We start from the raw sequence: 11,743 nt of genomic DNA, 5'->3' as shown, positions 1-11,743 counted from the left end.
GCGTCTGCCCCGGTGGGCGCGGCAAGCGATGCGGCATACTCCCACCCCCCTCAAACTCACCAGAATTCCACTGAATGGACAAGGAAGTCGAACCCCACGTACTCGCCGTCATCGACGAAATGCGGCTCAAAGGACCACGGCTCACGCCGGTCGAGATCGTCGCCAAGATGGGTGTGTTCGACGCGCGGGACAAGCCATTCGACCACGCCTGGATGGCGACCGGCGACAACGTCATTGCCACCATCTGGGGCGAGTTCGTGAGTGTTGGTTCGGGCGGGCGCTGGTTCTGCATCGAGTCGCTCGATACCCAGCATCGCGTTGGCGGCGGCCCGCGCAACGCGCAGCAGGTGCAGCGCGCCAAGGACCGGCTCGCATTGCTCAAGCGCACCTTCGACGCAGGCCAGGGCTTCCGCGCCGTGCTGCAGACCAACCGCATCGCCATTGCCGAGCTGGAGAGCAACAAGGACGCCAAGGTTTCCACCCGCGTGCGCGACGACGACGAATGGCACGTCGCCACCTGGGAACCCGAGAAAAAGCTCGCGGTGCTGGTGCGCGGCTCGCGCGGCTGGGTACCAACCGAGGCCGACTTGCAAGCAGCGAAGGCGCGAGGCAGCGTGCCGAAGGTGGCCGAGCCCGCAGCTGCAGTCGCAACCGGCCAGGCTTCGCCCGAAGAAGTGCATGCAGCCGCCATCGAGTACGTGACGAAGCACTTCACCGGCTACGGCTACAAGGCCGAGAACGTGATCGCCCAGAACATCGGCTTTGACCTCGAGGTGTCGAACGCCAAGGGCCAGACGCTTCTGCGTGTCGTGGTGAAGGGCACCGCGCCCGGCGTGCCCAGCTTCAAGCTCACGAAAGAGGAGAGCGCGTGCTCGGTGCGCGAGCCGCTGTGGCGCTTGCTGGTGGTGACGGATGCGGGCAGCGGGGTGGCGCAGCACAAGATCTACAAGCCGAACGAGATCAGTTCGGCGCCGGGTTACGACCCGTCGTAAGCAAACGGTGCGCCGCGCTGCGGGTGCCCGCGCGTATCGCAAATGCCGGCCGGGTCTTTGCTATCCCGCTGCAACGATCACATGCGCCTGAATCTTGCCGGCCACCGGGCCTTGGCCATGGCGGCTGGCAATCGCCTCTGTCGCGCGGTCTGTAGCGAGCGGAAGCAAGCTGGCGTCACGCGTCTCGATTTCGTTGCGCAGCGGCGTTCCCTGGCAGTAGGCGGTGGCGACGTCGCGTGCCGAGGGCGCGCGGCTCACCTTCTCGCGGGTCTCGATCTCGATGCTGGCGAACCCTGCGCGGCTCAATTCCTCGCGAATCAGTGCGGTGTCGTGATAGCCGTGCGGCGTGCGGGCGAGGAACCGCGGAGGGTCTTGCGGAAACACCGTGGCAACGGCGTTGGTGACGTCGTCGGCAAAGGCGTTCTCTTCGATGCGGTCCCACACGCTGAAGACAAAGCGCCCGCCTGATTTCAGCACGCGACGTGCCTCGGCGTAGCCGGCGACCCGGTCGGGGAAAAACATTGCGCCGAACTGGCTGCAAACGACGTCGAACAAGGCATCTTCGAACGGCAGCTTGAGCGCGTCCGCCTGCCGCCACTCGATGCGGCTATCGGCGCCCTGGCGGGTGGCCGCATAGTCGAGCATGGGCTGGTTGAGGTCGGTCACCACGTAGCGCGCACCGGCGCCGAGTTGTGGCGCAAGCGCCCGCGTGACCACGCCGCTGCCGGCCGCCGTTTCAAGCACCGAGCCGGGCGAGAAGGCCGCGACAAGCTGCGCCATGTCGGCGCCATAGGCCTCGAAGATCAGGGGGACCATCAGCGTGTCGTAGAACTTCGGGATCGAGCCCGAGAACACCTTGTCGCTCTCAGCCATGAAGATCTCCTTGAAAGCTCCGAACGGGGCCCATAGTGACCCTGCATGCGACCCTCGTCAACGTCGCATCGCGATCTCGTAGGAAGCAGCTGACCACAACTCTGCAGATGGCCCTGCATCGAAGAATCCGTTGCGACTCGATCGTTGCTTTACCAAAGTACCCAGGAGACAGCCATGCAAGACAGCCGCCGCGAGCTCTTCGCTCTCGAAAAGAAATTCTGGCAGTCGATGGTGGACACCGACACGGACACCGCCATCGATTTGCTATGCGAACCAGCCTTCATGGTGAGCTCTCATGGCTCGATGAAGTTCGACCACGCTGGCTACCGAAAAATGGCGGAGCAAGGGACCATGGTGATCAAGTCGTTCGAGCTGAGCGATATGGAGGCCACCTTCCCCAACGATGGCACCGCCGTCCTGAGCTACAAGGTCCATCAGACTCTGTCGTCGAGGGGAAAGTCTGAAAAGGTGGAGCAGCACATGACAGACACGTCGACGTGGGTCCGTGACGGCGACGCCTGGCGATGCGTAATGCACACGGAAGCGCCTGCGCCAACGGGAAAGGCAAAGGGCGAATAGCTTGTCGGCGGCTCTGGGTCTTGCAACCAGCCTGCAGCCGCCCTACAGCCTCACGCCTTCGACAGCCGCCGCCGAGCCTTGACCGCCGAAGCCAGTCCTTCGAGCACCGGCACCGTCTGTGCAAAGCCGATGCATGCATCGGTGATCGACACACCGTGCTTCAGCGCGACGCCAGGCTTCAGGTCCTGCCGTCCTTCCTCGAGATGGCTCTCGATCATGATGCCCGTGATGCGCCGCTCGCCGGCCGCGATCTGCGTCGCCACGTCTTCCGCGACCACGATCTGCCGCTGATGCTGCTTGCTGCTGTTGCCGTGCGAGACATCGATCATGACCTGCGGCCGCAGGCCGTTCGCCAGCAGCGCCTCGCAGCTCGACGCGACATCCGCCGCCGAGTAATTGGGGGCCTTGCCGCCGCGCAGGATCACGTGGCAGTCGTCGTTGCCGCGCGTCTCGAAGATCGCCGCCATGCCCATCTTGGTCATACCCATGAAGGCATGCGGCGCGCGGGCCGCAAGAATGGCGTCGGCCGCGACCTTGACACTACCGTCCGTACCGTTCTTGAAGCCGACCGGGCAGCTAAGGCCTGACGCCAGCTGCCGATGGCTTTGGCTCTCGGTGGTGCGGGCGCCGATGGCACCCCAGGCGATCAGATCGGCAATGAACTGCGGGCTCAGCAGGTCGAGAAACTCGGTGCCGGTCGGCAGGCCCAGGGTCGTCAGCTCGAGCAGCAGGCGCCGCGCGCGCTCCAGCCCTTCGTTGATCGCGAAACTGCCGTCCAGGTGCGGGTCGTTGATGTAGCCCTTCCAGCCCACGGTGGTGCGCGGCTTCTCGAAATAGGCACGCATCACGATCAGCAGATCGTCCTGCAGGGAGTCGGCGACCTTCTTCAAACGCTGCGCGTATTCGATGGCCTGGTCGTGGTCATGAATGGAGCATGGGCCGACCACTACTACAAGCCGGTCGTCGCGATCGTGCAGCACGTCGGCGATGGCCTTGCGGCTGCCTTCGACCAGCGCCAGCGTGTTGTCGCGCACGGGCACGCGCTCCTGCAGCAGGGCAGGGGTGATGAGTGGACGAACGGCGCCGATACGCACGTCGTCGATCCGGGTGGTGTCGAGCGTGCTGTCGCGGGAGCCGATTTCGGCGTCGTGGAGGGGGTCGTCGAGGCGGGGCATGGTGTGGCTTGAGTTTGAATCGGGCTTCTTCGATTGTCCTCTTGAAAGTCTGCCGTCATGTGCGAAGCGCTGCTCAGAGAAAGGCACTCCAGGCCGACGCAGCCAGGACGGCCCTTGCTGGCGCCACGCCTCCCTTCTTGTAGGCATCGGCAACTGCAACAGCGGCAGATTGCAACTGAAGCAATTCGTCTGCCGTTGGCCCACGTCTCAGATTGGCAGGCTGCTTCGGGATGTTTGCGATGACATCGCGTAGCTCCCGAATGATTCTCTGATGCTCCGAGTGCCGCTCACAAAGCGAGCCGCGTATCTCGCTGAGGGCCAAATCTACGATCCATTCATTGTGGGGCGCCTTGTCGCGAGCCCGTCGCAGATAGCTTGCGTAGGCGGCATGGGGTTGGAGCGCTGCAAGAAAAGACGCCTGAACCACGCCTTGCCACGAATAGTGGGCAGTCAGATCGGAGATGAGCTCTTTATCGAGGGAGGCGGCCGCTTTTGCGCATGCGTACAGCGTGTCGAGTGGCTGGTACTTCACTGACGGAAACTGGCGAAGGATGTGAGTCAATTCCAGGCCGTCATCTCGCAGCTTCGTCCAGAATCGAAGTGCACTTTCCGCTTTCATGAAGCGGAAGTAAGGAACCTCGTGGAGGAGACGAAGCACATCGGATTCAACGTAGAACACATTGCACCTATCTGGTTCTGGCCGCACATTCGTCTAACCAGGCCAGCACGCGCAGCACCCCGACATTCTCTTCGCGCCCCAACGGGACCAAAGTGGGCAGGCTTCTGCGGGTGCTTCTGGCGGCGTAGAGGCTGCGTGAACTTGAGAGCCCGAGAGGATCTGCGCCGAGGCGGCACAGGCGCCGAAGCGTCGCAGGATGACCAGAACGCCGCCCCTCACCCCGAGACGGGCAATGGCCCGCTTCGCGAACTGCGAGCAGGAAGCTCCGCCTGTCAGCACCCGATGGGCGCAACTGAAGCCCTTGTATGGCGATATGAACCGCTGGTATCCGTCAATCGCAACTAGGGCAATGCGTTTCATGGTGGCTCGTTGAGGTTGTGTGCCGGGTGTCTGGTCTTGTCCGTTGGAAGTTCGCAGAAATTCCGTCACAAAACCAGATGTCCAATTGTCTTTGCCGAGTGCTGAAGTCTGCTCCTTGATCGAGGGAGTTCAAGAATTGCTACGCGACTTCATAGGGGCCGGAGTTCGCCGAAATGGCGCAGGTGCAGTTCCTCCGTCGCCTCGTCAGCAGGGAACATGCACTCCAGGCGCAGTTCCTCCGCAGCAATGGCCTGCGGAGTGCCGACGGTCGTGACCATCGAAAAGTAGTTCAGCACGCGCCCCTCGAAAAAAAAGCCTAGCGGGATGACAGGCAGCGACGGCCCCGCATCTCGCGCAGGTGCCGGCGGCCACTCTCTTGAAACGCCGGGAAAGGCAAGCAGCGACTCGACCAATGCGCGCGTGGCATCGTCGAGCGCGCGTCCTGCCGACTCACGGTGCACGCGTTGCAGCAGCACCTGCGCGGTCTGTTCCCAGTCGGCGATTGCGGGCCTCAGCGCCTGCGGGTCGAATACGAGGCGCATGAGGTTGCGCGGCGCCGGGTAACGAGCGAGGTCGACGAAGCGGCCGAAGAAGCGCGGAGCGGCGGCGTTGGTCATGAGCACGTTCCATTGCCGGTCCAGCACCAGTGCAGGGAAGGGGTCATGCTGGCGCAGCATTCGCTCGAGCGCGCGCGTCACGCTTCGCATTTCCTCCGCGTTCCATGGAGCCTCGGAGTAGGCGGGCGCGTAGCCGGCAGCCAGCAACAAGGCGTTGCGCTCGCGCAGCGGCACGTCGAGCGCACGGGCGAGCGCCAACAACGTTGGTCGGCTCGGCACGCTGCGACCGCTTTCGATGAAGCTGATGTGGCGCTGCGACACCCCGGTGTTGGTAGAGACGTCCAGCTGACTACGGCCGCGCAGGCCGCGCCAGCGGCGAAGCAGCGTGCCCAGTTCGCCGCTGGAGGCGATGGGAGGTTGCACGGAGGAAGGCATGGCGGCCATGGTAGGCACTTCATGAATCATGCTGATTACCTCCAACGTAATTGAGGCAACGACCTCGCGCAACTACTGTCCATGTCACGCGATCGGCCGATCCCGCCCACTGCAACCCAATTGACATGGAGAAAAGAAATGTCCCAATTCACTGTTTATGACATCGACGGCGCTCCTGAAAAGTCCAGGCCCGTGCTGCGTTCGCTGAAGGAAGCCTTCGGTTTCGTGCCCAACATCGCAGGCGCAATGGCGGGCTCGCCAACGCTGATCAACGGCTTCATCTCGGTGTTTCAGAACGCCCATTCCGGCTCGTTCAGCGAGGCGCAGATTCAGGTGCTGCTGCTCACCAACGCAGTCACCAATGCCTGCAACTGGGCGGTCGCGTTCCACACGCACCTCGCGCTGCAGCAGGGCATTTCGCTCGAGGACGTGCAGGCGATCCGCGTCGGACTGCTACCGCGCGACGCGAAGTACGCCGCGCTCTCGAGTTTGGCCAGACGGCTCATCGAGCGCCGCGGCCACGTCGAGGAGGCTCGACTGCAGGTCTTCCTGGATGCCGGGTTCACACGGGAGCAGGTACTCGAGGTCATCCTCGTCGTCTCGGCGTCGACGATCACCAACTACGTTGGCACTGTCGCGCTTCCGCCCCTGGAAGAAGCCTTCGAGCAACACGCCTGGCGGGATTCGTAGGCATGAGTCACGGCAGCATCGATCGGCGGCGTGCCGGTGCCTTCCCACCCAGCGCAGAGTGGCAATGAACCCGGCGGCGGCGTCGCTCAGCGCGTGATCGGAGCACGGGGCCGCAGACGTGCGCCTTGAGGCAAGGGCGAGTCAGGCGGCAGCGCAAGCGCGGGGCAGTGACTCCATCGATGAACGCACCCAGTCCTTGTATTCCGGGAACGCGCAGAACGGCGCCGCGTCGGCTTCGGCAGCGGCGATGACTTCTTCATATGCAGCGCCAGCCTTGAGTCCCGCGTACATGTACGCCACGGCCGACGCCCGCGGCCCGGTGCGGCACGAAATCAGCGTCGGCCGCGGCAGCGCGTCGAGGGCTTCCACGTGCTGCCGGGCCAGCGAAAGATCGAGAACCCGCGGAGGATCGCTGACGACGCGCGCGCTGTGTGGAACGGCCGCCTGCACCTGCTCGTATGACATGCCGCCCGGCATCGAAGCGAATTCCTCGCCGACGATGAACAACCACGACGCGCTGCCGCATTCGCGCGCATAGGCGCCCGGGTCGTCGATCCGCGCGCGGTTGAACATCAGGTCATCGGGCAGCCGAAAAGCAGCCATGTCGCCCTCCTTACTCGGCTGTGGCCGGGTCGATGACGCTGTACACCCGGTCCACCCGGTTGGCCGGAAAGCCGCCGAGTTCGGCGTGCCGGCGCACGAGGTCCTCGTCGGTCGCCTGGTAGACGCAATAGATCCGATCGCCCGTCACGTAGCTGTGGATCCATTGGATGTCGGTGCCCATGCTGCTGAGGACGCCGCAGGACTTTTGCGAGATGGCCTTCAGGTCGGATGGCGTGAGCTTGCCGGCGCCGGGGATGTCTCTCTCGATTACGAACTTGGGCATATTAATACTCCTGTTTGTAGAATCGGCCAAAGCGACCAGGCCCCATGGTGCCGAACCGATAGGCCCGTGGTTTGACTGCCCCTCCGGAGTTATTGACCGAAACCCCGGCCTTGCTGCTCGAGAGGTGACTATGGACGTGCTGTCGGACGTGCTGCGGACCATCCGGCTGGAGGGCGCCCTGTTCCTGAACGGAGACATGCGCGCGCCCTGGTGCTTCAAGGTCCCCAAGAGCGCGGACATGGCCCAGGTGCTCAAGCCCGGCGCGCCACGCCTGGCCATCTGCCATCTGGTGCTGCAGGGGCAGTGCTGGGCGCAACTCCAGGGGGCAGAGCCGATTCGCGTGAACGCCGGCGAAGTCATCGCTGTGCCGCACGGCGATCCGCATGTCCTGGGGAGCCACCTGCGCCACGCGGCCGTGGACGTTGAACATGTCGTGCGCCCACAGGTGCCCGCGGTGCAACGCATTCGCTACGGCGGCGATGGCGATCGCACGGTGCTCGTGTGCAGTTGGCTCACGTACGAAGGCGATGCACCCAACCCCGTCATGTCCAACCTTCCGGGCCTCTTCATCACGGCGCTGCGCAGCAGGCCGGCGGGGCCGTGGATCGAGCAATCCGTCAATTTTGTGCTGGGCGACGCGGCCGCGCGGGCGCCCGGCTCGGAGATGCTGGTCGCCAAGGTGGCCGAGTTGCTGTTCGCGGAAGTGGTGCGGGGCTATATCGAGTCCATGCCCGCCAACAACCCCGGCTGGCTGGCCGGCTTGCGCGACCCCCACGTGGGCCGCTGCCTGGCGCTGATGCACGGCGAGCCCGCACGCGCGTGGACGGTGGAGGCACTGGCGCAGGAATCCCACATCTCGCGCAGTGTGCTGGCGGACCGTTTCACAGAGCTGGTGGGCGCGCCGCCCATGCACTACCTGGCGCACTGGCGCATGATCCTGGCCGCAGGCATGTTGCGTAGAGACCAGGCCAACCTTGCGCGCATCGCCGAGGGCGTCGGCTACGAATCGGAAGCGGCCTTCAACCGCGCCTTCAAGCGAGAGTACGGTGTGTCACCAGGAGTTTGGCGGCACAACGGTTAGCCCGCCGCCTTGCGCCACCCGCACCCCGCACCCCGGATCTGAAGTTGCCCTTTTGCCCATCGTCGATGGAGACAGCAGACATGTACACAGAACAAGGCGGCGAAGGCCCAGACCTGCTCCTCATGCTGCACGGCATGGGCGCAACAGGCGCCGTGTGGTCGCCCATGTGCGCCGAGGCTGGCACTCGCTGGAGCGGCCGCTGGCTCGTTCTAGACCTGCCTGGCCACGGCCAATCCGATCGGCAAGACTCCTATGCCATCGGCCAATACGCAGCAAGCGTTGGGCGTGCCGTGCTGCCCCACATTCACGCCGAGGGCCGCCTCGTGGTTCTAGGGCACTCGCTGGGCGGTGTGATCGGCCTCGCCCTGGCAACGGGCTGGTTCGGCGTTACACCGCACCGCGTCTTCGCAGCCGGCATCAAGATCGCATGGAGCGATGAAGAGCTCCGCCGCATGGAAACGCTGGCATCCCAGCCTGCCAAGAGTTTCTCCACGGAAGCAGACGCGTGGGACAGATACCTGAAGGTCTCCGGCCTTGCCGGAATCGCCAGCGCATCGGCACCCGTCGTCACGCGAGGCATCGCGCACAACGACAACAACGACGGCTGGCGCCTCGCAATGGACCCAAGAGCCAACGCCGTAGGCAAGCCACCGCTGTCCGAACTGATGACTTTGGCCCGCTGCCCCATCCATCTAGCCCGCGGGGGCAACGACGCACTCGTAACGCTGGAGCAGACCCGCTCCCTCGACCCCGATGCCCGCAACCTTGGCCCGCATGGCCACAACGTGATGGTCGAGGCGCCCGGGCAGGTCTGGGATTGGGTGGCCTCCCTCACGTGAGATGAGGGAGCAGGCCGCCTTCAACGAGAGTCTTCAGCCCTTCGATGAAGCGTTACCCTCACTTCAGCCGCACGCGCCCTCAACTGACCACACCCGCCATCGACATCCTGCCCGGCTGAATTACGCAGCTTCGTCAGAATGCCCCGCTCGTGCAGCGTGCGGGCAATCTGCTCGCAACGCTCCCAAGACGGACGCCTGAACGCCACCCCATCCACCGCATTGAACGGAATCATGTTCAGCACGCCGTACTTGCCGGAGAGCAGCTTCACGATGCCGTCGATTTCATCCTGCCCGTCGTTCACGCTTTCCAGCAGCGTCCACTGGTACTGAATGGGGTAGCCGGTGGCCCGCGCATAGCGCTCGCCTGCATCGACCACTTCATCGGGCGTCATGTTCGGCGCGCGCGGAAGGAGCTTCTTGCGCAGCTCAGCATTGGTCGTGTGCAACGAGAGCGCCAGCGCAGGCCTCACGCGTTGCTGCAGCAGCCTCTCGAACGCACGCGGATCGCCCACGGTGGAGAACACGATGTTCTTGTGGCCGACGTTGCCCACCGTGCCGAGCAGGTCGATGGCTTCCATCACGTTGTCGAGGTTGTGGGCTGGCTCGCCCATGCCCATGAACACCACCTTGCGCACTGGCCGGCGCATGCGCGCGAGGGCAACCTGCGCAATGATCTCGGCGCTTCCTACCTGGCGCAGCAGGCCGTCGCGGCCCGTCATGCAGAACTGGCACCCGACCGCGCACCCGACCTGCGAAGACACGCACAAGCCATCGCGAGGCAGCAACACACTTTCCACCGTCTGGCCGTCCGCGAGGGCCACGAGCAGCCGCTCCGACCCGTCGGCGCCGGGGTGCACCGCGTGAATGCGCGCCAGCCCCGCAAGCTCGGCCTCGATGGCGGGCAGGGCCTCCAGCAGCGACGACGGAAAGAAGGTACCCGGCAGACGCCTGCCGCTGTTGCGGGGCAGCGCATGCGACCACAGTCGCAAGATGCGTTGCTCGTGGCTGGGGCCCGCGCCGGCTTCGCGGAGTCGTTGTCTCAGTTCGTGAATTCGCATGCGCCGCCTGGGGCAAATGGACTCTTGCGCACGTCAGCAGCCCAGCCGTGCTGGCGCCTGAAGGTGCAGAGTGATGGTCGTCGACATGCCGCAGATTGTGCCCGGCACGAAAAGCACGCTGCCTTTGCGCCGTGCCGAGCCGCTTTGGCGAGCGACAGCCGCCCGACTGTCAGAGCTTTGTGTCTCGCCGCAGCGCCCCGGCAGATATCTCTTCGATTCGAGAAATCCTCGACGAAATCTTTTCCCTTGCGCGGCTTCGCTTCTCTACAGTGAATGCCCCATCGACAAGTCGCCCCTCTCTGTGGGCGACGAACATCCACCGCAAAAGGAACACCCCCAAGACGACCGATTGAATGAACGAATGAACCGCCTTGCCTCACGGCGGGTTGCCGATGCCCTCGTGCATTGGTGCGAACGTGAGGCACAAATGGCGACGGCCAGGGTGCGTGAACACCCTGGCCGTCTAACCACATGACGTGCACTAACTTTCGAAAGCGAGCACACCAAATGGCTGAGCGAATTATGGCCGGGCGTTCTACGCCCCAATCTTCCCGCCGCCGCACACGCGGCCCGTCGAAACCCGCCACGCGGACAAGCGACGAAGCAAGGGCACTCCTCGAAATCAAACTGGCGCAGCTGAACTCGCTGCTGTGGTGTTGCTATGGCGACGGCAGCGGCTGGTTCGAGGAAGCAGGGGAGATGCACCGGGACCGCATGCTCTGGATAGCTGCGGATCTGGCGCGGGAGGCGGAGATGCTGCTGCAGGAGAGTGGGCTGGGGTAGGGCCCCGGGGGATCGGCTAGCCGGTAGGGGATGCCGGCTCCAGAGCTTTCCTCCCAGCCAATGTCGCGTCGCCGACGGCGCTCGCCGTCATTCAAGGCGACGCGATACCATGCTCGGTCCGTCCGCCGACCGCACGCTGAGATGGAGGGTTGTCTCATGATGGTTTCCCTGCGCCAATCAGACGAAGCCGCCGACTTGATAGAGGCGCTGGCCGTGCCCTATCGGGCGACCGCCGCCTACAGGGCCTTGCTGCAGTTGGGAGCGCGAGCGCTTCCCGCGGTTCGCGCCGGGCTGCGACATGGCAACGCCGACGTGCGTTTTCACTGCTGCCGGTTTCTCGACCGATATCTGCAGCCCGACACTCTTGCGGACTTGCTTGGAATGCTGGACGACAGCGATGAGCGAGTGCGGATGACGACACTGCACACATTGGCTTGCGATCGATGCAAGGAAGGATCGTGTCGGCCGGAAGAAGCCGAGGTTCTCCCCCGAGCGATGGGACTGCTGACGGAAGACCCCAGCGCTCATGTTCGCGCAATGGCAATCGAGGTCGTCGGCCAGTTCGTCCACAGCAATCGGCAGGCTGTGTCTGCGATTGAAGCAGTCGTGCAGTCGGACCCGAGTTCTGCGGTCCGGAAGAAGGCAGGGTGGTATGCCCCGGGAGGCGCTATCTATAGACGATCGGCTCTGAGACAGCCTGGAAGCGCTTCACTCCGCGCGCCAAAGAACTAAGCACCGGCATTTCAGCGGCAGCAC

Annotated in this window: 15 protein-coding genes; 7 read left to right on the top strand and 8 right to left on the bottom strand. The window is 64.3% G+C overall.

The annotated features are described in order from the left end of the window. Nucleotides 1-74: 74 nt before the first annotated feature. Entirely contained in the window at nucleotides 75-992 is a 918-nt protein-coding gene (locus ACSFBF_RS28200) for a protein NO VEIN domain-containing protein (protein ID WP_435472745.1), read from the top strand. 60 nt (nucleotides 993-1,052) lie between these two features. On the opposite strand, the gene ACSFBF_RS28195 is transcribed toward ACSFBF_RS28200, so the two are convergent. Then, nucleotides 1,053-1,865 (bottom strand): class I SAM-dependent methyltransferase, encoded by an 813-nt coding sequence (locus ACSFBF_RS28195; RefSeq protein WP_435472743.1) that lies wholly within the window; start codon nucleotides 1,863-1,865, stop codon nucleotides 1,053-1,055. Between the two features lie 174 nt (nucleotides 1,866-2,039). On the opposite strand from ACSFBF_RS28195, the gene ACSFBF_RS28190 reads away from it, so the two are divergent. After that, complete coding sequence (locus ACSFBF_RS28190; RefSeq protein WP_435472741.1) at nucleotides 2,040-2,444, top strand: nuclear transport factor 2 family protein; 405 nt, start codon at nucleotides 2,040-2,042, stop codon at nucleotides 2,442-2,444. 50 nt (nucleotides 2,445-2,494) lie between these two features. Here ACSFBF_RS28190 and ACSFBF_RS28185 read toward each other — a convergent pair whose 3' ends face one another. From ACSFBF_RS28185 to ACSFBF_RS28170, 4 genes are all read right to left on the bottom strand, one after another. Continuing rightward, nucleotides 2,495-3,619, bottom strand: coding sequence for a 3-deoxy-7-phosphoheptulonate synthase (locus ACSFBF_RS28185; RefSeq protein WP_435472739.1), 1,125 nt, complete (start codon nucleotides 3,617-3,619; stop codon nucleotides 2,495-2,497). A gap of 73 nt (nucleotides 3,620-3,692) precedes the next feature. Then, the gene (locus ACSFBF_RS28180) at nucleotides 3,693-4,298 is read right to left on the bottom strand and encodes a hypothetical protein (protein ID WP_435472737.1); all 606 of its coding nucleotides are present in this window, start codon (nucleotides 4,296-4,298) and stop codon (nucleotides 3,693-3,695) included. A gap of 33 nt (nucleotides 4,299-4,331) precedes the next feature. Next, nucleotides 4,332-4,658, bottom strand: coding sequence for a membrane protein insertion efficiency factor YidD (gene yidD, locus ACSFBF_RS28175; RefSeq protein WP_435472735.1), 327 nt, complete (start codon nucleotides 4,656-4,658; stop codon nucleotides 4,332-4,334). 149 nt (nucleotides 4,659-4,807) lie between these two features. After that, nucleotides 4,808-5,650, bottom strand: a complete 843-nt coding sequence (locus tag ACSFBF_RS28170; RefSeq protein WP_435472816.1) for a helix-turn-helix domain-containing protein — start codon at nucleotides 5,648-5,650, stop codon at nucleotides 4,808-4,810. 138 nt (nucleotides 5,651-5,788) lie between these two features. On the opposite strand from ACSFBF_RS28170, the gene ACSFBF_RS28165 reads away from it, so the two are divergent. Then, nucleotides 5,789-6,340 (top strand): carboxymuconolactone decarboxylase family protein, encoded by a 552-nt coding sequence (locus ACSFBF_RS28165; protein WP_435472734.1) that lies wholly within the window; start codon nucleotides 5,789-5,791, stop codon nucleotides 6,338-6,340. Nucleotides 6,341-6,481: 141 nt separating this feature from the next. On the opposite strand, the gene ACSFBF_RS28160 is transcribed toward ACSFBF_RS28165, so the two are convergent. Then, the gene (locus ACSFBF_RS28160; protein ID WP_435472732.1) at nucleotides 6,482-6,943 is read right to left on the bottom strand and encodes a hypothetical protein; all 462 of its coding nucleotides are present in this window, start codon (nucleotides 6,941-6,943) and stop codon (nucleotides 6,482-6,484) included. Nucleotides 6,944-6,953: 10 nt separating this feature from the next. Next, nucleotides 6,954-7,226 carry a DUF4242 domain-containing protein gene (locus tag ACSFBF_RS28155; protein ID WP_093059083.1) on the bottom strand — a complete coding sequence of 91 codons (273 nt, stop codon included), beginning with the start codon at nucleotides 7,224-7,226 and terminating at the stop codon, nucleotides 6,954-6,956. A gap of 130 nt (nucleotides 7,227-7,356) precedes the next feature. Here ACSFBF_RS28155 and ACSFBF_RS28150 point away from each other — a divergent pair, with 130 nt between their 5' ends. Together ACSFBF_RS28150 and ACSFBF_RS28145 are read left to right on the top strand one after the other, a co-directional pair. After that, on the top strand, nucleotides 7,357-8,307 hold the full coding sequence (locus ACSFBF_RS28150) for an AraC family transcriptional regulator (RefSeq protein WP_435472730.1): 951 nt from the start codon (nucleotides 7,357-7,359) through the stop codon (nucleotides 8,305-8,307). An 80-nt stretch (nucleotides 8,308-8,387) separates the two neighbouring features. Further along, the gene (locus ACSFBF_RS28145; protein ID WP_435472728.1) at nucleotides 8,388-9,146 is read left to right on the top strand and encodes an alpha/beta fold hydrolase; all 759 of its coding nucleotides are present in this window, start codon (nucleotides 8,388-8,390) and stop codon (nucleotides 9,144-9,146) included. Between the two features lie 20 nt (nucleotides 9,147-9,166). Here ACSFBF_RS28145 and ACSFBF_RS28140 read toward each other — a convergent pair whose 3' ends face one another. Further along, complete coding sequence (locus ACSFBF_RS28140) at nucleotides 9,167-10,204, bottom strand: RNA methyltransferase (protein WP_435472726.1); 1,038 nt, start codon at nucleotides 10,202-10,204, stop codon at nucleotides 9,167-9,169. Between the two features lie 507 nt (nucleotides 10,205-10,711). Between ACSFBF_RS28140 and ACSFBF_RS28135 the strand changes: the two genes are divergently transcribed. Beyond that, nucleotides 10,712-10,987 carry a hypothetical protein gene (locus tag ACSFBF_RS28135; protein WP_435472724.1) on the top strand — a complete coding sequence of 92 codons (276 nt, stop codon included), beginning with the start codon at nucleotides 10,712-10,714 and terminating at the stop codon, nucleotides 10,985-10,987. Between the two features lie 30 nt (nucleotides 10,988-11,017). Further along, nucleotides 11,018-11,719 carry a HEAT repeat domain-containing protein gene (locus ACSFBF_RS28130; RefSeq protein WP_435472722.1) on the top strand — a complete coding sequence of 234 codons (702 nt, stop codon included), beginning with the start codon at nucleotides 11,018-11,020 and terminating at the stop codon, nucleotides 11,717-11,719. The last annotated feature ends 24 nt before the right edge of the window (nucleotides 11,720-11,743 follow it).

This window comes from Variovorax nivicola, from assembly GCF_051216475.1.
GTDB lineage: Bacteria > Pseudomonadota > Gammaproteobacteria > Burkholderiales > Burkholderiaceae_C > Variovorax.
Note: the sequence above shows the minus strand (reverse complement) of the source record. Positions and strands in the feature narration are given on the sequence as shown.

Bases quoted from the DNA above. Each gene is read 5' to 3' on its own strand.
- ACSFBF_RS28160 (WP_435472732.1), bottom strand. From the start codon at position 6,943: ATGGCTGCTTTTCGGCTGCCCGATGACCTGATGTTCAACCGCGCGCGG.
- ACSFBF_RS28155 (WP_093059083.1), bottom strand. From the start codon at position 7,226: ATGCCCAAGTTCGTAATCGAGAGAGACATCCCCGGCGCCGGCAAGCTC.
- yidD (WP_435472735.1), bottom strand. From the start codon at position 4,658: ATGAAACGCATTGCCCTAGTTGCGATTGACGGATACCAGCGGTTCATA.
- ACSFBF_RS28140 (WP_435472726.1), bottom strand. From the start codon at position 10,204: ATGCGAATTCACGAACTGAGACAACGACTCCGCGAAGCCGGCGCGGGC.
- ACSFBF_RS28200 (WP_435472745.1), top strand. From the start codon at position 75: ATGGACAAGGAAGTCGAACCCCACGTACTCGCCGTCATCGACGAAATG.
- ACSFBF_RS28130 (WP_435472722.1), top strand. From the start codon at position 11,018: ATGCCGGCTCCAGAGCTTTCCTCCCAGCCAATGTCGCGTCGCCGACGG.
- ACSFBF_RS28195 (WP_435472743.1), bottom strand. From the start codon at position 1,865: ATGGCTGAGAGCGACAAGGTGTTCTCGGGCTCGATCCCGAAGTTCTAC.
- ACSFBF_RS28135 (WP_435472724.1), top strand. From the start codon at position 10,712: ATGGCTGAGCGAATTATGGCCGGGCGTTCTACGCCCCAATCTTCCCGC.
- ACSFBF_RS28150 (WP_435472730.1), top strand. From the start codon at position 7,357: ATGGACGTGCTGTCGGACGTGCTGCGGACCATCCGGCTGGAGGGCGCC.
- ACSFBF_RS28170 (WP_435472816.1), bottom strand. From the start codon at position 5,650: ATGCCTTCCTCCGTGCAACCTCCCATCGCCTCCAGCGGCGAACTGGGC.
- ACSFBF_RS28145 (WP_435472728.1), top strand. From the start codon at position 8,388: ATGTACACAGAACAAGGCGGCGAAGGCCCAGACCTGCTCCTCATGCTG.
- ACSFBF_RS28190 (WP_435472741.1), top strand. From the start codon at position 2,040: ATGCAAGACAGCCGCCGCGAGCTCTTCGCTCTCGAAAAGAAATTCTGG.
- ACSFBF_RS28185 (WP_435472739.1), bottom strand. From the start codon at position 3,619: ATGCCCCGCCTCGACGACCCCCTCCACGACGCCGAAATCGGCTCCCGC.
- ACSFBF_RS28165 (WP_435472734.1), top strand. From the start codon at position 5,789: ATGTCCCAATTCACTGTTTATGACATCGACGGCGCTCCTGAAAAGTCC.